This is a genomic window from Streptomyces sp. DSM 40750 (assembly GCF_024612035.1).
Lineage (GTDB): Bacteria > Actinomycetota > Actinomycetes > Streptomycetales > Streptomycetaceae > Streptomyces.
Window position 1 is genome coordinate 8,316,164 of record NZ_CP102513.1, and the last position, 19,669, is coordinate 8,335,832.

The window sequence follows — 19,669 nt, forward strand, 5'->3', positions numbered from 1 at the left end:
TCAGGTGATCCAGGCGATCGGATTGACCAGCAACCCCCGCAAGGAGCTCCCGCCCGCTGTCGACGACGTGTCCTTCGAGGCGCACTCCGGCCGCGTCACCGCACTCCTCGGCAATCCGGGAGCGGGCAAGTCGACAGCGCTGAAGCTCATGCTCGAACTCCAACGGGGCCGCGGCATCACCTACTTCAGAGGCCGCCCCCTGCACCGCATCGCCCACCCCGCACGAGAAGTGGGGGTACTGCTCGGCGATGTGCCCGGCCACCCGGCCCGCACGGTCCGCGGTCATCTGCGCATGCTGTGCGCGGCCGCGGGGCTCCCCGCCAGGCGCGCCGACGAAGTTCTGGAGGTCGTGGGCCTGGTGAGCCTGCGCGAGGCGCGGCTGAACACGCTCTCGCGGGGCATGGACCGCCGCCTCGGCCTCGCCTGCGCACTGCTGTCCGACCCGCACACCCTCGTCCTGGACGAGCCCGCCGACGGGTTGTCCGTCCGCGAGGGCCGGTGGCTGTACGGGGTCATGCGTGCGCACGCCCACCAGGGCGGCACGGTCCTGTTCACCACCGACGACCCCAAGGAGGCCGCGCGGACCGCCGACCGGGTCCTCACCCTCGAACAGGGCAGGCTCGTCGCCGACCAGGAGGTCGCCGACTTCTCCCGCACCCGGCTCCGGCCCCGGGTCGCCGTCCGCACCCCGCACGCCGCCCGGCTCGGGGCGCTGCTCACGAAGGAGGCCCGGACCGCACGGCGTTCCGTGGAGATCGTGCGCGAGGGCGGCAACCGGCTGTCGGTGTACGGCAGTACGTGCGCCGAGATCGGCGAGACCGCGTTCCGGCACGGCATCCTCGTACACCAACTCGCGGACGAGATCGGAGACATGGGGCCCATGCCGTCGCTGATGCCGCCGCTCGCCGAAGGCGACCCGGCATCGACCGAGAGCGCTCATGGCTCGGCCCAGGCGGCTCAAGGGCCGGTCGAGAGGCATCAGACGCCCGCTGACGAGCCTCAGGCGGACGCTGCCGGACCAGGGACACCCGCCGCCGACGCACCGGAGGTCAACTCCGAGCCTCACCCCGCCCCCGAGCCTCACCCCGACCCTGGGCCTGACGCCGACCCGGAGTTCCGCGCCGACCCCGAGCCTGACGCCGACCCGGAGTTCCGCGCCGACCCCGAGCCTCACCCCGTCCCTGCGTCTCACGCCGACCCTGAGCCTGACGCCGACCCCGAGCCTCACCCCGACCCCGACCCTGCGCCTCACGCCGACCCCGAGCCTGACGCCGCCCCCGAGCCTCACCCCGACCCCGAGCTCCGCGCTCACCCAGCGCCCCACACCAGCCCCGCGCCTCACACCAGCCCCGCGCCTCACACCAGCCCCGCGTCTCACACCAGCCCCGCGGCCCAGGCTCACCCCGGGCCGCGCGCGGCTCGGTCGTCCGATGAGGGGCCGCTGCCCCCGCTTCCGCCGCCGATCACCGTCCGTCGGGCGCCGAGCCCGCTGCGTCCGCTGTGTTACGAGGTGCGCAGGGCGGGCGGAGTCGGGACCGTGTACGTCACCTCCGCAGCCGTACTCGTCACCTCCGCCCTCACGGCCGTGATCCTGGCCACGATCGGGCACACCTCGCAGCCGCGGCTGCTGGCCGCGTGGCCGCGGGAACTTCCGCTGCCGCCCGCCGCCATCGGCGCGGGACTGCTCGGTGCGATCGCCTTCGGCGACGAGTTCCGCCACCCCGCCCTGGCCGCGGACTGCGGCACGGTCCCCCGCCGGCTGGGCCTGCTCCTCGCGAAACTCGTCGTCGCCGCGGTCACCGCACTGCTGCTGGCCTTTCTCACTGTGGGCTGCGACCTCGAAGTGCTCTATCTCGTCTACGGCTCGGAGCTCACCTCGGTGCCCGCCGACTGGCTCTCGCTCGGCGCGAGTTGGGTCGGTCTCGTCGTGGGGTGCGCCTGGGCGGGAGTACTGGCGGCGGGGGTCTTCCGGTCCACGTCCGCCGGGCTCGCGGCCGTGGTCGCCGTGCCCCTCCTCGTCGTACCCGCGGTGCAGAAGGTGCTGGAGGGGCCGGCCGTGCGGAATGCGGCCGGGTTCCCCATGCGGCTGCGTGAGCTCGTCCTGGTGCAGTGGCCGTTCGGTGGAGAGCGCTATCTGGAGGCCGTGGCACGGGCGATCGCCCAACCCGTGGGCGGGGCCCTGGTGTTGTCGCTGACCGCGCTGCTGGGCGCCTACGTGCTCACGAACCTGCGCGGCAAGGTCCGCTGATGATCGACGTCATCCTTTCGTGCTCACCGTCCGTGCTCTTCCGTTGGCGCAATGCGCACAACTCCTTGTAGAACGCCCATTTCTTTCCGATAAGGCGTCAATTGCGGCGGGGTGAGCGATCACCCTTTCGTGTGCTTTTCACCAAAGACCTCAAGGGAGTTGAGAACGCAGCCGACAAAGGATGCGTGAGTACCCTTGCGCACACCATGATGACCGCCGCCCGCTCCGCCGACTCCGGCCTCGCAGGACCGGGCGAACTCGACCGCTACCCCTACGCAGAGTCCCCGGGCGTCGACCGCGTCGGCCTCCCCGCCTGGGACGGCGCGGACCCCGAGCTGGGGCGCGTCGGCCGCCGCGCCGCCGGGAGCCGCGGACGCGGGCTGCACGGCCAACTCGTCCAGCAGCTCGGCCAGATGATCGTCTCCGGCGACCTGGGCGCGGACCGCCCCCTCGTGCCCGAGGAGATCGGCCAGCGGTTCGAGGTCTCCCGTACCGTCGTCCGTGAATCCCTGCGCGTCCTGGAGGCGAAGGGCCTGGTCAGCGCCCGCCCCAATGTCGGCACGCGGGTACGGCCGGTCAGCGACTGGAACCTGCTCGACCCGGACATCATCGAGTGGCGGGCCTTCGGCCCGCAGCGCGACAACCAGCGGCGCGAGCTCAGCGAGCTGCGCTGGACGATCGAGCCGCTCGCCGCCCGCCTCGCCGCGGGGCACGGCCGTGACGACGTCCAGCAGCGCCTCGGCGACATGGTCGAGCTCATGGGTCACGCCATGGCGCAGGGCGACCCGCTGACCTTCTCGCGTGCGGACGCCGAGTTCCACTCACTGCTCATTCAGCTCGCGGGCAACCGCATGCTGGAGCACCTCTCCGGGATCGTCTCGGCGGCCCTGCAGGTCTCCGGCGGCCCGGCCACCGGGTGCGAGCGGCCGGGCGAGTCGACCCTGGTGCACCACGCCCGGATCGTCGACGCCCTCGCGGCGGGCGACGGAGGGGCGGCCGAGGCGGCCATGCGTCAGGTGCTCACCGTCCACCCCGAGGTGGAGCGCGTAGTGCCCGCGCCGCGTGAGCACTGAGAGCGCTGAGCGCGAGACAAGGGCGATGCGGCCGGGATGCGAGTTCCGCCGCGCTATCGCTCGGCCGGCGAACCCGTGCCGCCGGACCTCATCGGATCCTCCCGGGATTCGGCGGGGTCCGGCGGCACGACGGACGGAGGGCGCCGTCCGGGGCGCGGTGGGAACGGCCGGTTCGAAGGGACGGTCCGTCTCGACGGTCCGACCCGTCTCGACGGTCTGACCCGTTTCGGCGGTGTGGTCCCTCTCGCTGGGGTCGGTGGGACTCGGCGAGAGCGGTGACTCCCCCACGGCAGGAGACCCCGGAGAGCGTCGATTCTCGGTGAGGACGGTGATCCGCATTGAGGAGTTCGTTCGGGAATCGTCCGGGTACCCGCCTTAAGCAGTACGGTTGTGGCCTCGATCGATTACCTCTGGCAGCATCTGACCGCTTTTGAGCGCTTACGGGGTGTGACTCGGGCCACGCAGATTGGGCGTAACGCTCGTGGGAACAGCGCGATGACCTAAGAGGTGACAGCCGCGGAGGGAATACGGACGCCGTTCACGGCGCTGTGCATCTTCCCGGCCCCCGCCCGCACCGTCGGCCCACTCCCAAGCCGGTGGTCGGCTCCTGTCCACAGTGGACGGGGCCGGAAGCCGTTTTCCAACGTTCCGAGAGGTTGTTCGTGTCGGCCAGCACATCCCGTACGCTCCCGCCGGAGATCGCCGAGTCCGTCTCTGTCATGGCGCTCATTGAGCGGGGAAAGGCTGAGGGGCAGATCGCCGGCGACGATGTGCGTCGGGCCTTCGAAGCTGACCAGATTCCGGCCACTCAGTGGAAGAACGTACTGCGCAGCCTCAACCAGATCCTCGAGGAAGAGGGTGTGACGCTGATGGTCAGTGCCGCGGAGCCCAAGCGCACCCGAAAGAGCGTCGCAGCGAAGAGTCCGGCCAAGCGCACCGCCACCAAGACGGTCGCGGCGAAGACGGTGACCACCAAGAAGGCCACCGCCACAGCCGCCCCCGCGGTGCCCGCGGCCGACGCCTCCGCCGAGGACGCCGCACCCGCCAAGAAGGCCGCCGCCAAGAAGGCGGTCGCCAAGAAGGCGGCCCCCGCCAAGAAGACCGTCGCCGCCAAGAAGACGGCGGTCAAGAAGACCACCGCCAAGAAGGACGACGCCGAGCTGGTCGACGAAGAGGTTCTGGAGGAGACCCCCGGCGGCAAGCCCGGCGAGGAGCCCGAGGGCACCGAGAATGCCGGCTTCGTGCTGTCCGACGAGGACGAGGACGACGCGCCGGCCCAGCAGGTCGCCGCCGCCGGTGCCACCGCCGACCCGGTCAAGGACTACCTCAAGCAGATCGGCAAGGTCCCGCTGCTCAACGCCGAGCAGGAGGTCGAGCTCGCCAAGCGCATCGAGGCCGGTCTGTTCGCCGAGGACAAGCTGGCCAACGCCGACAAGCTCGCCCCGAAGCTCAAGCGCGAGCTGGAGATCATCGCCGAGGACGGCCGTCGCGCCAAGAACCACCTCCTGGAGGCCAACCTCCGTCTGGTGGTCTCCCTGGCCAAGCGCTACACGGGCCGCGGCATGCTCTTCCTGGACCTCATCCAGGAGGGCAACCTCGGTCTGATCCGCGCGGTCGAGAAGTTCGACTACACCAAGGGCTACAAGTTCTCCACGTACGCCACCTGGTGGATCCGTCAGGCGATCACCCGCGCGATGGCCGACCAGGCCCGCACCATCCGTATCCCGGTGCACATGGTCGAGGTCATCAACAAGCTCGCGCGTGTCCAGCGCCAGATGCTCCAGGACCTGGGCCGCGAGCCCACCCCGGAGGAGCTGGCCAAGGAACTCGACATGACCCCCGAGAAGGTCATCGAGGTCCAGAAGTACGGTCGCGAGCCCATCTCGCTGCACACCCCCCTGGGCGAGGACGGCGACAGCGAGTTCGGTGACCTCATCGAGGACTCCGAGGCCGTCGTCCCGGCGGACGCGGTCAGCTTCACGCTCCTGCAGGAGCAGCTGCACTCCGTCCTCGACACGCTCTCCGAGCGCGAGGCCGGCGTCGTCTCCATGCGCTTCGGTCTCACCGACGGTCAGCCGAAGACCCTCGACGAGATCGGCAAGGTGTACGGCGTCACGCGTGAGCGCATCCGTCAGATCGAGTCCAAGACGATGTCGAAGCTGCGTCACCCGTCCCGCTCGCAGGTCCTGCGCGACTACCTGGACTAGTAGCACGGCTTCGCCCGCGCGTCGGTCGTGAAGGCCCGGTTCCCTCGAAGGGAGCCGGGCCTTCGGCGTGTGCGCGGCATGCGGAAGCCGATCTGGTAGATCACTCTGGGTGTGCCATCCAAGTCCCAGAGTGAGGAGCGCGCATGCGTCGATCGTTCGCCCGAGTGCTGGCCCTCGCGGCCACCACGGCCGTCATACCGCTGGCATCACCGCCCCCGGCGACGGCGGAGGTCGTCATCGGCGGTCATCCGGTCGAGATCTCCCAGGCTCCCTGGACGGTGGCACTGTCCAGCCGTGACCGGTTCGGGGGTACGCGGGCCGGGCAGTTCTGCGGCGGTGTCGTGGTCGGCCGCTCGACGGTCCTGACGGCCGCCCACTGCCTCAGCGAGGACGTCCTGGGAGGACCCCCGGAACGCATCCCCGATCTGAAGGTCATCACAGGCCGCGCCGAGCTCCAGTCGACCGAGGGCATGGAGGTGCCGGTGAGCGGCACCTGGGTCAATCCGGAGTACGACGCCTATACGAACGTCGGGGACTTCGCGGTGGTGACCCTCGCCTCACCGCTGCCCGATAGCTCCGTCATCGGGTTGGCGGAGGCCGGTGACACGGCCTACATGCCGGGCACGCCGGCCGCGGTCTACGGCTGGGGGGACATCACCGGCGCCGGCGACTACGCGCAGAGTCTGCGGGCCGCGCCGGTGGAGGTGATGGCCGACGCCGTCTGCGAGAGTGCCTATCCGGGCAGTGCGGAAGGCAGATATGTGTCCGGCTCCATGGTGTGCGCCGGGGAGCAGAACGGCGGTCGGGACGCCTGCCAGGGGGACAGCGGAGGGCCGCTGGTCGCCCAGGGGAAGCTGATCGGGCTCGTGTCGTGGGGGAGCGGTTGTGGGCTCGCCGGGAGTCCCGGCGTCTACACCAAGGGCTCTTACGTGGCCCGGGTGCTGTCGGGGAGCCGCTGAGGCGGCGCTGGCGCGCCGACGCGGCAGGGTGCCATGTCGTGTGCGGTACGAGAGCGGGCGGCCACCCCGTGTGTAGCGGGAGTGGCCGCCCGATCACCGGCCTCGAGCCGGTGGCGGCTCGTCGTCAGGTGCGAAGCGTCAGCGCTCGTCCTCTTCTGCGGTCGCGGGGGCGGCCGTGAGCCGCTCCGTCTCGTCCTGTATCTCCGCGGCGATCTTCTTGAGCTCCGGCTCGAACTTGCGGCCGTGGTGGGCGCAGAACAGCAGCTCTCCACCGCTCAGCAGGACGACGCGCAGGTAGGCCTGGGCGCCGCAGCGGTCGCATCGGTCAGCGGCCGTCAGCGGGGTCGCGGGGGTCAGAACAGTAGTCACGTCGCCTCTTCTCTAGCTCGACGAGCTGTCGTACCAGGGTCAACATCCAACCAGGCCGAAAACGTTCCCGCTCGCGGCTTTAACTCGAAAAAATCTTTCCGGGCCGGCTGTCTGCTGCCGGTTGGCGGCGAATGAGCCGTAGTGCGTGTCTTCGTGTCGTACGGGTTCGCGCTGGCTGTCGGTGGTCGCTCGGTGGTTCTGGTGGTTGTTCTTTCGGTTGTACGGTCCTCCCGGCTGGGTTGCCGGTTGTTCATGAGGACGTGCCCGGAGCCTAAATGGTTCATGCCTCGAAGGGAACGTGATATGTACTTCACCCCATCGAGGGATCGAACAGGCATGCGACCCTGGACTACTCTGAGTTTCGGACGAGGGTGGCGGTACAACGGCTCTACCAGGCCTCGGTACCCTCGGACCGGCAACAGAGCCCGGCCCCTTACCCAAAAGGGCCTCACCTGAAATTCAGCGAGGAGCGAACCGCGTGACCGCCGATACGTCCGTGCCGTCCACAGCGCTGCTGACCGGAGCAGACCGGGACGGTTCCAACTACACCGCGCGGCACCTGCTCGTCCTCGAGGGGCTTGAGGCCGTGCGGAAGCGCCCCGGCATGTACATCGGCTCGACCGACAGTCGAGGCCTGATGCACTGCCTCTGGGAGATCATCGACAACTCCGTGGACGAGGCCCTCGGGGGCTACTGCGACCACATCGACGTGATCCTCCACGACGACGCCTCCGTCGAGGTGCGGGACAACGGCCGGGGCATCCCGGTCGATGTCGAGCCCAAGACCGGCCTGTCCGGCGTCGAGGTCGTCATGACCAAGCTGCACGCCGGCGGCAAGTTCGGCGGCGGCTCGTACGCCGCCTCCGGCGGTCTGCACGGCGTGGGCGCCTCCGTGGTGAACGCGCTCTCCGCCCGCCTGGACGTCGAGGTCGACCGCAGCGGCAGCACCCACGCCATCAGTTTCCGGCGCGGTGTGCCCGGCGCCTTCGCCGGCAACGGCCCGGACGCCAAGTTCGAGACCGGCGGTCTGCGCAAGGGCAAGCGGATCCCCAAGACACGCACCGGCACACGCGTGCGCTACTGGGCCGACCGCCAGATCTTCCTGAAGGACGCCAAGCTCTCGCTGGAGCACCTGCACCAGCGCGCCCGGCAGACCGCCTTCCTCGTGCCCGGGCTGACGATCGTCGTCCGTGACGAGTTCGGCCTCGGCGAGGGTGGGAGCAAGGGCGAGGAGTCGTTCCGCTTCGATGGCGGGATCAGCGAGTTCTGCGAGTACCTGGCCTCCGACAAGCCGGTCTGCGATGTCCTCCGTTTCTCCGGGCAGGGCACCTTCAAGGAGACCGTGCCCGTCCTGGACGAGCACGGCCAGATGACGCCCACCCAGGTCACTCGCGAGCTCGGCGTCGACGTCGCCATGCGCTGGGGCACCGGCTACGACACGACCCTCAAGTCGTTCGTGAACATCATCGCCACCCCCAAGGGCGGCACCCACGTCGCGGGCTTCGAGCAGGCCGTGGCCGGCACCATGAACGAGGTGCTGCGTGCCAAGAAGATGCTGCGCGTCGCCGAGGACGACATCGTCAAGGACGACGCCCTCGAAGGCCTCACCGCCGTCGTGACCGTGCGTCTCGCCGAGCCGCAGTTCGAGGGCCAGACCAAGGAGGTCCTCGGCACCTCGGCGGCCCGACGCATCGTGACGCAGGTGATCTCCAAGGAGCTCAAGGCGTTCCTGACCTCCACGAGGCGGGACGCCGCGGCTCAGGCGCGGGTCGTCATGGAGAAGGCCGTCGCGGCCGCCCGTACGCGTATCGCCGCACGTCAGCACAAGGACGCGCAGCGCCGCAAGACGGCCCTGGAGTCCTCGACCCTGCCCGCCAAGCTCGCCGACTGCCGCAGTGACGACGTGGGGCGCAGCGAGCTGTTCATCGTCGAGGGTGACTCCGCGCTCGGTACGGCGAAGCTCGCGCGGAACTCCGAGTTCCAGGCGCTGCTGCCGATCCGGGGCAAGATCCTCAACGTCCAGAAGTCGTCCGTGACGGACATGCTCAAGAACGCCGAGTGCGGCGCGATCATCCAGGTCATAGGGGCCGGGTCCGGGCGTACGTTCGATATCGGCGCGGCTCGGTACGGCAAGATCATCATGATGACCGACGCCGATGTGGACGGCTCCCACATCCGCTGTCTGCTGCTCACGCTCTTCCAGCGCTACATGCGGCCCATGGTCGAGGCGGGACGCGTCTTCGCCGCCGTGCCGCCGCTGCACCGGATCGAGCTGGTCCAGCCCAAGAAGGGACAGGACAAGTACGTCTACACGTACTCGGACCGTGAGCTGCGCGACAAACTGCTGGAGTTCCAGAGCAAGGGTGTCCGGTACAAGGACTCCATCCAGCGCTACAAGGGTCTCGGCGAGATGGACGCGGACCAGCTGGCGGAGACGACGATGGATCCGAGGCACCGGACGCTGCGGCGGATCAACCTCTCGGACCTGGAAGCGGCTGAGCAGGTGTTCGACCTGTTGATGGGGAACGACGTCGCGCCGCGCAAGGAGTTCATCTCCAGCTCGGCCGCCACGTTGGATCGGTCACGCATCGACGCGTAGCCGCTGCGCTCGGCTTGGGCCGGTCGCGCCTTCGGTCCGGTGGGTGGGTCGGGGGCGCGCCGGGGGGCCGCCCTCGGTCGTCTCTGTGGGGAAGTCGGCCAGTGCTTCACCTGATGGGGTGAAGAATTGTGAAGAGGTGAGTCGGGGGTCTTTCCGTTCTGTCCATGCTTGGGCATGCAGTCAAGCACCAGCCGTCCTCGCCGACGCGGGGGCGGTTCTGAGAGCCCGGTTGAGCAGCACGAGGGGCATGGCCTCGCCAGCGCGGACGTGCGGTTCGACGATCCCTGGTACGACGCGCTGGCGTCCGGCTGGGGGGAGTTGGACGGTATGGGCGGGCCGGCCCCGGTCGTGGCCGATGCGCGGGAGAGCCGGGGCGGGGGCGCGGCGGACGTCTATCTGGAGGTCCAGCGGAGCGCGGCCTTCCAGGAGGTGCGCAGGCGGTATCGCAGGTTCGTGATCCCAGGCGTCGCCCTCTTCTTCAGCTGGTACGTGGGGTACGTCGTGACGGCGACCACCGCTCCGGGACTGATGGCACGGCCGGTGGCGGGCGCGGTGAACGTGGCGATGCTGGCGGGGCTGGGGCAGTTCCTCACGACGTTCCTGTTCACCTGGGCGTACGCGCGGCACGCGAGGCTGCGCCGGGACCGGGCGGCGCTCGATCTGCGCTGGGACACCCAGGAGTTGACGCGCGGCGTCAGAGGGGGCGAGCGGTGACCGCCGACCATCAGACGCTGGCGCTGCTGCTGTTCAGCGCGTTCGTGGCGGTCACGTTGGGGATCACGACGTGGGTGAGCCGCAACCGGCACGGCTCGGCGGAGGAGTTCTACGTCGGCGGGCGGCTGTTCTCGCCCATGGAGAATGGTTTTGCCATCGCGGGCGACTACATGTCCGCGGCTTCCTTCCTCGGTATCTCCGGGCTCATCGCGCTCTTCGGGTACGACGGGCTGCTCTACTCGGTGGGCTTCCTGGTCGCCTGGCTCGTGGTGCTTTTCCTGGTGGCCGAACTGGTACGCAACTGCGGGCGGTTCACGCTCGCCGACGTGGTCGCGGCGCGTATGAGCGAGCGGCCGGTACGGATCGCGGCGGGAACTTCCTCGGTGACCGTGTCCGTGCTGTATCTGGTGGCGCAGATGGTGGGGGCGGGCACCCTCGTCGCGCTGCTGTTGGGAGGCGAGGGCGAGGCGGCGCAGGCCTGGACGGTCATCGGGGTCGGCGCGCTCATGGTCGTCTATGTCTCGTTGGGAGGGATGCGGGCCACCACCTGGATTCAGATCGTGAAGGCGGTCCTGCTGATGGGCGGGGCGATCGCGCTGACCGTGCTCGTACTGGTGCGGTTCCACGGGGACTTCGACCAGTTGCTGCGGACGGCGGCCGACCGCAGCGGACACGGGGACGCGTTCCTCGCGCCCGGGCTGAAGTACGGCGGGGACTGGATCGCGCGCTTCGACTTCATCAGCCTCGGACTCGCCTTGGTGCTGGGCACGGCCGGGCTGCCGCACATCCTGTCGCGCTTCTACACGGTGCCCACCGCTCGGGCCGCGCGCCGCTCGGTGGTCTGGTCGATCGGCCTCATCGGCGGCTTCTACCTCATGACGATCGTGCTGGGCTTCGGCGCGGCCGCGATCGTCGGCCCGGAAGCCGTACGGGGATCCAACGCGGCCGGGAACACAGCGGTGCCACTGCTCGCCCTCGATCTGGGCGGTGGCGCGGACTCCACAGGCGGAACGGTTCTGTTCGCGATCGTCGCCGCCATCGCCTTCGCCACGATCCTCGCGGTCGTCGCCGGCATCACCCTCGCGTCGTCGGCGTCCGTCGCCCATGACCTCTACGCGTCGCTGCGGCGCAGGCGTTCGAAGCCGCGCAGCGAGGTGGCCGTCGCACGGACCGCCGCGGTCGGGATCGGCATGGTCGCGATCGCGCTCGGGCTGCTCGCCCGGGACCTGAACGTGGCCTTCCTCGTGGGACTGGCCTTCGCGGTCGCCGCCTCGGCCAATCTGCCCGTGCTGCTGTACTCGCTGTTCTGGCGCGGCTTCACCACGCGGGGCGCGGTGTGGTCCGTGTACGGCGGACTCGTCCCCTCCGTGGTCCTCGTGCTGCTGTCGCCGGTGGTCTCGGGGAGCGCCGACTCGCTGTTCCCCGGCGTCGACTTCCAGTACTTCCCCTTGCAGAACCCGGGCCTCGTCTCCATCCCTCTGGGCTTCCTCGCGGGCTGGCTCGGCACGGTCACCTCGGCCGAGCCGCCGGACGAGGCGAAGCACGCGGAGACCGAGGTGAGGTCGCTCACGGGCGCCGGGGCGGTGTGACGGACCGGGGCGCGTTCAGGGGCGCAGAGGCTTCACGAGGGCGTGTCGGAGGCGCGTACGGGGGCCTTCAGGGGCGGGAGGCCCACACGTAGCGGTGCTCCGGGCGGCCCGCGTCGCCGTACTTGAGAGTCAGCCGGGCCCGTCCCGTGCGCTCCAGGAGCTTCAGATAGCGCTGGGCGGTCTGGCGGCTGAGGCCCGTCCGTTCGGCGATCTCCTGGGCGGAGAGCGCGCCCTCGGCGGTCATCAGGGCACGGCGTACGAGCTCGGTGGTGGTGGCGGAGTGGCCCTTGGGCAGGTCCGGCTCGCCGCCCGCCGAGAGAGCGCCGAAGATCCGGTCCACCTCGGCCTGTTCGGCCTCGCCGCCGCCGTCCAGCGTGCGCCGCAGCTCCGCGTACGCCTCCAGCTTGGCCCGCAGCCCGGCGAACGCGAACGGTTTGACCAGGTACTGGAGCGCGCCCTGCCGCATCGCGGCCTGGACGGTCGATACGTCGCGGGCCGCCGTCACCATGATCACGTCGGTCTGGTGGCCGCGGCGCCGCATCTCCTGGACGACCACGAGGCCCGTCTCGTCCGGCAGATAGTGGTCCAGGAGGACCAGGTCCACGTGGGGCAACGCCTCCAGCTGCTGGAGCGCCTCGGCCGCGTTGTGGGCCACGCCGGCGACGTGGAAACCGGCGACCTTCTCGACATAGGCGGCGTTGACGCGGGCGACTCTCGTGTCGTCGTCCACGATCAGGACCTCGATCATCGCGACTCCTTCTCGGCGGCTGTGATGGCGGCTTCGGGCTCCTGCTCGGGGCCTGGCCGTCCGTCGCGGCCGGTCCTCGGCTCGTCGTGTCGAGCGGGCCCGTGGTCCGGTGCCGTGGAGGTAAGCGTCGGCACGGATGGCCGCGTCACCAGCTCCGGCTCCGCGAGTGCGTCGGGCAGTACGACGGTGAACTCCGCGCCGCCGCCCTCCGCTTCCGCGACCCGGGCGCTGCCGCCTTGCCGTTCGGCGAGGCGGCGTACCAGGGAGAGCCCGATGCCGCGCTCGCGGTGGGCAGGCGGTGTCTTGGTGGACCAGCCGTCCGTGAAGATCAACTCCCGCTTGTCGGGCGGGACTCCCGGTCCGGTGTCGCGGACCCGGAGGATCGCCGTGCGTCCCTCGGCGCGCAGATCGACCTCCACGCGCGCGTGCGGTGTGCCCGCGACGGCGTCCAGGGCGTTGTCGACGAGGTTGCCGACGATGGTGACGAGCCCACGCGGGTCGATCAGCCGGTCCGGCAACATCGTGCCGCCCGCGACCGAGAGGGCGACGCCGCGCTCGGCCGCGACGGTCGCCTTGCCGACCAGCACCGCGGCGAGCAGCGGATCGTGGATCTTCTCGGTGACCTGTTCGGCGGTCGCCCGGTGGTCGCCGACCACCTCGCCGACGAACTCCACGGCCTCGTCGAACATCTCCAGTTCGAGCAGTCCGAGGAGCGTGTGCATCCGGTTGGCGTGCTCGTGGTCCTGGGCGCGCAGGGCGTCTATCAGGCCGCGCGTGGAGTCGAGTTCGCGGCCCAACTGCTCCAGTTCGGTGCGGTCGCGCAGGGTGGCTACGGCGCCCCCGTCGTCGGTGGGCATGCGGTTGGTGACCAGCACGCGCTGGCCGCGCACGGTCAGCAGATCGGTGCCCGTGACCCGGCCGGCCAGCACATCGGTCGTACGGCCGGCGCCGAGCGCGTCGTCGAGCGACCTGCCGACCACCTCGTCGCCTATCCCGAGCAGCCGCTGCGCCTCGTCGTTCAGGAGGCGTACGCGGCCGGCGCGGTCCAGCGCGACCACGCCCTCCCGAATGCCGTGCAGCATCGCCTCGCGCTCCGCCAGCAGCCCCGCGATGTCGGAGAAGGCCAGGTCACGGGTCTGGCGGTGGACCCGCCGGGAGATCACATACGCGGCCAGCGCCCCGACGGCCATGGCGCCCCCGGCATACGCGAGGAGCCCGGGGATCGCGTGGATCAGCCGGGCGCGCACGCTGTCGTACTCGATACCGACCGAGACGGCTCCGACGATCTTCCCGTCGCCGTCGCGCAGCGGCACCTTGCCCCGGGCGGAGCGCCCCAGGGTGCCCGAGTCGATCTCCATGACCTCGTTCCCGGCCAGGGCGCGGCGCGGGTCCGTGGAGACCGTGCCGCCGATCTCCGCCGGGTCGGTGTGCGACCAGCGCACCCCGTGTGTGTCCATCACCACGACGTACTCGGCCCCGCTCGCCTTCCGGATCCGCTCGGCCTCGATCTGCACGGGGCCGTTCACGGACGGCTTCGACGACAGCAGGTCCTCGGCGATCTGCGGCTGTGCCGCCGTCGTCTGCGCTATCGCGAGGGCCCGGCGCATGGCCTGGTCGTCCAGCTGTTCGCTGAGCGGCGCGAGGAACAGCCCGGTCGCGAGGACGGCGACACCGGCGGCGATCGCCACCTGCATCAGCAGGACCTGCGAGAACACCCGCCGCGGCATACCGAGACGTAGGCGGCGTGCGGGGGGAGTGGGGCTCATACCCATGACGGTACGTGGGGGGAACGGGCCGGTCGTAGTGGGGTGTGGCGTGGATCTCAGGTGCGAAGTGTTTGCGCGGCGTGGCCTCGGGGCCGGTTGCCCTGGCCCGTCAGCGCCGCTGGTGCGAGCTCTCGTACGGCCACGACGTCCATCCTGGCCGGGGAGCCCAGCGCGGAACCGCAGCTTTCCGCGCGCGGCGGCTGGGAGGCGCCCTGGGCGACGACGACGGTCCAGCGGCGGCCGTCGAGGTGGGCGACGGTCACTTCCCAGCGGGGCGCGGTGCCGTCCGTGCGGACGACGGTCAGCGCGTCGGCCGCGTCCTCGCCCGTCTCCGTGCGCACCGCCAGTTCGGCCGCTTGACCGGGGCGCTCCCAGGCGGAGCTCCCGCGGCATCCCTCGGTGACGACCCGTCCTTCCCGCACGCCTTGGAGGACCTCCTTGACGTGATGGGCCTCGGCACGGCCGTACACGTAGCCGAAGGGCAGGACGAGCAGGGTGGGGGAGAAACGGTGACCACCCAGATGGGTGACCTCCCAGGTGCCCTCGACGCCGGAGGCGGCCAGTTCGGCGGCGAGTGGGCGGCCGAGGAGGGCGCAGCAGCGGTCTCGCTTGCCGTTGGTGCAGACGAGCGAGAGGGGGGCGCCGGTGTGGGGCCGGCCCCGCAAAGCCGTCCCGAAGGTGTGAGGGTCGCCGTTTCCGAGGGCGGCGAAGTCGAGGCCGAGCAACTGTTCGGGGTCGGACGTCGTGGCGCTGTGCAGCCAGACGTTTCCCGGCACGGTGTGGGCCACGTACACGCGGCGCTCACGCACCTCTCGGCGGTCCGCGTGGCGGCCGGGGCGCCGGATGAGCGCCACGCGTACGCCGGTGCCCTCGGCCGCCGCTTCGAGGGCGCGGCCGAGCGCGGGGTCCAGGTGGCTCGATGTGAGCGCCTTGACGCCCCAGGGGCCCGGCTGTTCCAGCAGCAGCCATGTCCTCGCCGTGGCGGCGGTCCCCGCGAGAGGCTCGTCGAGGTGTCGGGACGCGGATGTGCACGTACTCACAGAGGTGAGCCTAACCTGAGTTGCGCGCGAGCGAATTCCGGCCGGGCCGAAGGGGCGCAAACGGGGTCCACAAGGGGCGCATTGGGGACCCGGGGCGTCGTGGAGAGCGGGTTGAGGTCGTGCGGGCGTTCACTCCGGGAGGGGTTGGGGCGGCCGCACTCCCACGTACTGGCCCCTCGGGCGCATCCGTAGCGGACGCTCCCCGTACTCCTCCAGGGCATGGGCGATCCAGCCCACCGTGCGGGCCACGGCGAAGACGGTCTCGCTCGCGGTGGAGGACATGCCGAAGGAGACGGTGAGGACCGCGAGGGCCAGGTCGACATTGGCGTGCAGGGGCGTGTGGCGGGCGGAGGTCGCCACGATGTCGCGGGCCGCCGCGAGGGCCGGTCCCGCCTGGGGGACGCCCTCCAGGAGCGCGAACAGGGCACGCGCGCGTGGATCGGCACCCGCGTAGAGACGGTGGCCGAGCCCCGGGATGCTGCGGCCGGCGCGCAGTTCGTCCGCGATCACGGGGGCCGCGCTGCCGTGGTCCAGCACGTCGAGGAGCAGCCGGTGGGCAAGTGCGCCGGCCGCGCCGTGCAGCGGGCCTTCGAGGGCGCCGAGACCGGCGGAGACGGCCGCGTACGCGTGGGCGCGGGCCGACGCGGCGACGCGGACCGCGAGCGTGGAGGCGGCCAGGTCGTGGTCGACGAGCAGCCCCAGTGCCGTGTCCAGGACGCGCAGGGACGCCTCGTCGGGGGTACGGCCGCTGATCCGGGCCCAGAGCCGGTCGGCGAGCGGGCCGGAGTCGCGGTGGGAGCGCGAGACCGGCGGGAGCGCGGCGACGAGGGTGGGGATGAGGGTGCGCGCGGTGCCGAGGACGGCCCCCTCGGAGAGGTCGAAGCGCAGCGGGTCCGCCGCCGAGGCGGCGATCGCGGCCACCCGCAGCCGGTCGAGGGGGCCGCTGTGTTCCGGCAGCGCGTCGACCGCGCGGCGGGCGGTGGTGACGGACGCCTTCGGGGCGGTGAAAGTGACGCCGGGCCGCAGCTCGCCCGTCCACAGCCACTCGGCGACCTCTTCGTAGGAGTGGCGCGCGGCGAGTTCGGTCGCGTCGACACCCCGGAAGTAGTAGCGATCCTGCTCGATGAGGGTGAGCCGGGTGCGGACGGAGAGCTCGCCCGCCGCGGCCGGACTCCCGCTACTCTCCCGCTTGTTGCGCTGTGCGAGCGCCGCCACCTCCTCGGCGTCGAAGGTGCTGCCACGGCCACCGGGGTCCCGTCGGCTGGTGAGCTGGCCACGGCTCACGTACGCGTACACGGTCTCCGGTTTCACGCCGAGCAACTCGGCGGTCTCCCTGGTGCTGAGCCGTCGGCCGGTGCGGGCGGTGGCGGTCACCAGGTCCGCCGATTCTCGATCGCCTTGCTCCTTCATGGACGCCACCGTATCCGTATAGACATGACATTGATTCAATCAATATTGACAGAGATTGAGTCATGCATGGACAGTCGAATCAAGTTCAAGGAGGAGACATGTCCATCAACCGGGCCGCGACCACCCCCGTCGACGTGCCGCGAGGACTCGCGGGCGTCGTCGTCACCGACACCTCATTGGGTGATGTCAGGGGGCAGGAGGGCTTCTACCACTACCGCCAGTACTCGGCCGTCGAACTCGCGCAGACCCGTGACTTCGAGGACGTCTGGCATCTGATGGCACACGGCGAACTGCCGGACGCGTCGCAGCGGACCGCGTTCGCCGACCGGGTCCGGCCCCTGCGCCGGCTGCCCGACGACGTGCGGGCCGCGCTGCCCGCGATCGCGACGGCGAGCGCCCACTCCGGCCCGCTGTCCGGCTTGCGCACCGCCCTGTCGCTGTTCGGTGCCTCCAAGGGTTTCCGGCCCGTGTACGACCTCGACGCGGACGAGCGCCGCGCGGACGCGCTGGCCGCGTCGGCGGCCGTACCGACCCTGCTCACCGCGCTGTACCGACTGGGGCAGGGTCTGGACCCGATCGAACCGCGGGACGACCTTCCCTACGCCGCGAACTACCTCTACATGTTGACCGGTTCGGAACCCGACCCCCTGCGGACGCGGGCGATCGAGCAATACTTGATCTCAACCATTGATCACGGATTCAATGCATCAACCTTCACGGCGCGGGTCATCGCGTCGACGGGCGCGGACGTGGCGGCGTGCCTTGTGGGTGCGGTGGGCGCGCTCTCCGGTCCCCTCCACGGCGGTGCGCCGAGCCGGGCCCTGGACACTCTCGATGCGATCGGCACGCCCGACCGCATCGACCCCTGGATCCGTGAACGCGTCCTCGCCGGTGACCGCATCATGGGCTTCGGTCACCCCGTCTACCGCACCGAGGACCCTCGCTCCCGCATGCTCCGCGGCATCGCGGAGCGGTCCGGCGGCCCTCGGGTCGCCTTCGCGGTGGAGGTGGAACGCCAGGTCGAGTCGATCCTCGCCGAGCTGAAGCCCGGGCGCGCACTGCACACCAACGTCGAGTTCTACGCGGGCGTCGTCATGGAACTCTGCGGCCTGCCCCGGGAGATGTTCACCCCGACCTTCGCGGCCGCCCGCACCGTCGGTTGGACCGCCAACATCCTCGAACAGGCGGAGGACTCGAAGATCATCCGCCCGGCGGCCCGGTACGTGGGGCCGGGGGCGCCGGTGGCGGTGCCCGTGGTGGCGTCAGAGGTCGTCCACTGAGCGCAGGCGGCTCACATGCGAAACGAGAGGGCTCGACACCATGTGCGGTGTCGAGCCCGGGCCACATCGGATCCTGAGCGCGGTCGGGTCAGGCGAGCGGGATGTCTGCCTTGGCTCGGATCAGTGTCTCGCGGCTGATGACCACGATGCGTTCGTAGTCCGCGCGGGCGGCGTCGGAAGGCAGCTCGTTTTCGAGTGCGTCCGTGGCTTCGGTGCCGATGACGGCGAAACTGCCGTCGCTCAGTTCGAAGATGTCCGGGCAGGTTCCTCCGGTGAGGCTGCCTCGTTGCTGAGGCGGCACACCGATACGGCGTACGATTTTCACCTGTTGTTGACCTTCCCTGTTCACGGGTGTGGGCACAGGCCGGGATGTGGCTACCGCGGATAGGGCTGTGCCGAGCGGCGCGCCGGGCGTTTCGATGCCGGCTGAGGCCAGAGGAATATCGGCCTTGGCATGAATCAGAGTCTCGCGCGTGACCACCACGATGCGTCCGCTCTCGCCGAGGGTTACGTCGGCGGGAAGCCGCGGTTCCAACGTTCTCGTGACGTCTGTGCCGATGACTGCGAAGTCCCCGTCGGTCAATTCGAAGATATCCGGGCAATTCTGTCCGGATACGCTTCCACGAAGGCTCGGTGGAGTCCCCAGCCGACGGATGATCTGACTCACTGTTCAAGTTCCCCTTGGTCTCAAGGCTTCAGTGCCTGCGCGCTGTGGCTGCGCGGCGCGATGCGGCCCTGTGGGGCTGCTACCTCGACGGCCGGGCGGCATGGAGCGACTGTTCGGAGGGGGGTGACCCTTACGCGATCGCGTGCAGTCAACCCTGTTGGCATCAGGGGAAACGGGTGAGTTTATGAGTTCGTTACCGCCCGGAGGCGTGATCCACTCGGGAAGGTGGAGGGAGTGGACGGGGCTTAACGACGGCGTCAGCTCTACACGGCTCTACTCCGTCGGAGGCTCACCGACCACCCACCACTCGTCGATGTCCGCTTCCTCGAGTTGTCGCAGCAGGTCGTCGACCATACGGCCGAGTTCAGCCTCTTCGGAGACCTCGATCAGCGTTGCTCGATGAGGGCGGGTGGCGTACCAGTACTCGCGAAAGATGGCATTCTGCAGGATGCCTCGGACGAATCCGAAGAACTCCTCCCTGCTGATGTTGCCCATGCGGTGGTAGCAGAGCGCGTTGGTGTAAAGGGCGTTGGCGAAGAGGAACTGGCGCTGCTTCTTCGCGGAGAACGCCTCGTCGTAGGTGTTCAGCACCTCGGCGAGCTCGGGGTCGTCCATGGCCTTGCTCAGCAGTTCCCAGTGCAGGCGCTGCTGATGGGCGAGATTGGCCTGCTGCTGGTTCTGCGCGTCCCGCTCCAGGCGTTCGACGCGTGAACGAAGTGCGTTGACTTCCTGTCGACGCGTGGCCAGCGTGGTGAGGGCGCCTGTTACCAGCCCCATGCCCGCTGCTGCCAAGGCGCCCAGCCTTCGACTTCCGCTTCTCTGTGTGGCCATGTCAACCCCCGGTTCAGGCGGCCGTCCGCCGGTCGTCGGGTGCGGGTCGACGGGATGGGGACCGGCGAGCGGTGGGCGGCGCTTGCCGCCTCCAGTGTCCGAGCGGCGCTGGTCGGCTGGGAGGCGGAGAGGAGGCGCACGGAGGGATGTGCGGGTCGTGCGAACCGGC

At 70.2% G+C, this 19,669-nt stretch carries 15 protein-coding genes and 1 pseudogene; 8 read left to right on the forward strand and 8 right to left on the reverse strand.

Going from position 1 to position 19,669, the window contains the following annotated elements; all coding sequences use genetic code 11:
- Positions 1-4 precede the first annotated feature (4 nt).
- The 4 genes from JIX55_RS36955 (at position 5) to JIX55_RS36970 (ending at position 6,487) form a co-directional block, all read left to right on the forward strand.
- Positions 5-2,248: an ATP-binding cassette domain-containing protein gene (locus JIX55_RS36955; protein WP_257567561.1), complete on the forward strand. Its 2,244-nt coding sequence runs from the start codon at positions 5-7 to the stop codon at positions 2,246-2,248.
- Positions 2,249-2,433: 185 nt separating this feature from the next.
- Positions 2,434-3,321, forward strand: a complete 888-nt coding sequence (locus JIX55_RS36960; protein WP_257567562.1) for a FadR/GntR family transcriptional regulator — start codon at positions 2,434-2,436, stop codon at positions 3,319-3,321.
- A 662-nt stretch (positions 3,322-3,983) separates the two neighbouring features.
- Positions 3,984-5,528: an RNA polymerase sigma factor gene (locus tag JIX55_RS36965; RefSeq protein WP_257567563.1), complete on the forward strand. Its 1,545-nt coding sequence runs from the start codon at positions 3,984-3,986 to the stop codon at positions 5,526-5,528.
- A 143-nt stretch (positions 5,529-5,671) separates the two neighbouring features.
- The gene (locus tag JIX55_RS36970) at positions 5,672-6,487 is read left to right on the forward strand and encodes a S1 family peptidase (RefSeq protein WP_257567564.1); all 816 of its coding nucleotides are present in this window, start codon (positions 5,672-5,674) and stop codon (positions 6,485-6,487) included.
- Between the two features lie 138 nt (positions 6,488-6,625).
- Here the strand turns inward: JIX55_RS36970 and JIX55_RS36975 are convergent, their stop codons facing one another.
- On the reverse strand, positions 6,626-6,856 hold the full coding sequence (locus JIX55_RS36975; protein ID WP_013000244.1) for a DUF7455 domain-containing protein: 231 nt from the start codon (positions 6,854-6,856) through the stop codon (positions 6,626-6,628).
- A 478-nt stretch (positions 6,857-7,334) separates the two neighbouring features.
- Here JIX55_RS36975 and JIX55_RS36980 point away from each other — a divergent pair, with 478 nt between their 5' ends.
- The 3 genes from JIX55_RS36980 to JIX55_RS36990 all read left to right on the forward strand — a co-directional run bounded on the left by JIX55_RS36980 (position 7,335) and on the right by JIX55_RS36990 (position 11,758).
- Complete coding sequence (locus JIX55_RS36980; protein ID WP_257567565.1) at positions 7,335-9,455, forward strand: DNA gyrase/topoisomerase IV subunit B; 2,121 nt, start codon at positions 7,335-7,337, stop codon at positions 9,453-9,455.
- Positions 9,456-9,629: 174 nt separating this feature from the next.
- Positions 9,630-10,169 carry a DUF485 domain-containing protein gene (locus tag JIX55_RS36985; RefSeq protein WP_257567566.1) on the forward strand — a complete coding sequence of 180 codons (540 nt, stop codon included), beginning with the start codon at positions 9,630-9,632 and terminating at the stop codon, positions 10,167-10,169.
- Positions 10,166-11,758 (forward strand): solute symporter family protein, encoded by a 1,593-nt coding sequence (locus tag JIX55_RS36990; RefSeq protein ID WP_257567567.1) that lies wholly within the window; start codon positions 10,166-10,168, stop codon positions 11,756-11,758. The genes JIX55_RS36985 and JIX55_RS36990 overlap by 4 nt, the downstream gene beginning before the upstream one ends.
- Positions 11,759-11,825: 67 nt before the next feature.
- Here JIX55_RS36990 and JIX55_RS36995 read toward each other — a convergent pair whose 3' ends face one another.
- From JIX55_RS36995 to JIX55_RS37010, 4 genes are all read right to left on the reverse strand, one after another.
- Positions 11,826-12,506, reverse strand: a complete 681-nt coding sequence (locus tag JIX55_RS36995; RefSeq protein WP_257567568.1) for a response regulator — start codon at positions 12,504-12,506, stop codon at positions 11,826-11,828.
- Positions 12,503-14,272: an ATP-binding protein gene (locus JIX55_RS37000; RefSeq protein ID WP_257567569.1), complete on the reverse strand. Its 1,770-nt coding sequence runs from the start codon at positions 14,270-14,272 to the stop codon at positions 12,503-12,505. The genes JIX55_RS36995 and JIX55_RS37000 overlap by 4 nt, the downstream gene beginning before the upstream one ends.
- A gap of 56 nt (positions 14,273-14,328) precedes the next feature.
- Positions 14,329-15,312 carry a sucrase ferredoxin gene (locus JIX55_RS37005; protein ID WP_257567570.1) on the reverse strand — a complete coding sequence of 328 codons (984 nt, stop codon included), beginning with the start codon at positions 15,310-15,312 and terminating at the stop codon, positions 14,329-14,331.
- Between the two features lie 129 nt (positions 15,313-15,441).
- Positions 15,442-16,722: a citrate synthase gene (locus JIX55_RS37010; RefSeq protein WP_257567571.1), complete on the reverse strand. Its 1,281-nt coding sequence runs from the start codon at positions 16,720-16,722 to the stop codon at positions 15,442-15,444.
- Positions 16,723-16,820: 98 nt separating this feature from the next.
- Here JIX55_RS37010 and JIX55_RS37015 point away from each other — a divergent pair, with 98 nt between their 5' ends.
- Positions 16,821-18,002 carry a citrate synthase/methylcitrate synthase gene (locus tag JIX55_RS37015; RefSeq protein ID WP_257567572.1) on the forward strand — a complete coding sequence of 394 codons (1,182 nt, stop codon included), beginning with the start codon at positions 16,821-16,823 and terminating at the stop codon, positions 18,000-18,002.
- 88 nt (positions 18,003-18,090) lie between these two features.
- On the opposite strand, the gene JIX55_RS37020 is transcribed toward JIX55_RS37015, so the two are convergent.
- The 3 genes and pseudogenes from JIX55_RS37020 to JIX55_RS37030 all read right to left on the reverse strand — a co-directional run bounded on the left by JIX55_RS37020 (position 18,091) and on the right by JIX55_RS37030 (position 19,446).
- Positions 18,091-18,327 carry a hypothetical protein gene (locus JIX55_RS37020; protein ID WP_257550812.1) on the reverse strand — a complete coding sequence of 79 codons (237 nt, stop codon included), beginning with the start codon at positions 18,325-18,327 and terminating at the stop codon, positions 18,091-18,093.
- 111 nt (positions 18,328-18,438) lie between these two features.
- Positions 18,439-18,669 (reverse strand): annotated as a pseudogene (locus JIX55_RS37025) (hypothetical protein); the annotation flags it as partial.
- Between the two features lie 273 nt (positions 18,670-18,942).
- The gene (locus JIX55_RS37030) at positions 18,943-19,446 is read right to left on the reverse strand and encodes a DUF6082 family protein (protein WP_306820070.1); all 504 of its coding nucleotides are present in this window, start codon (positions 19,444-19,446) and stop codon (positions 18,943-18,945) included.
- Between the last annotated feature and the right edge of the window lie 223 nt (positions 19,447-19,669).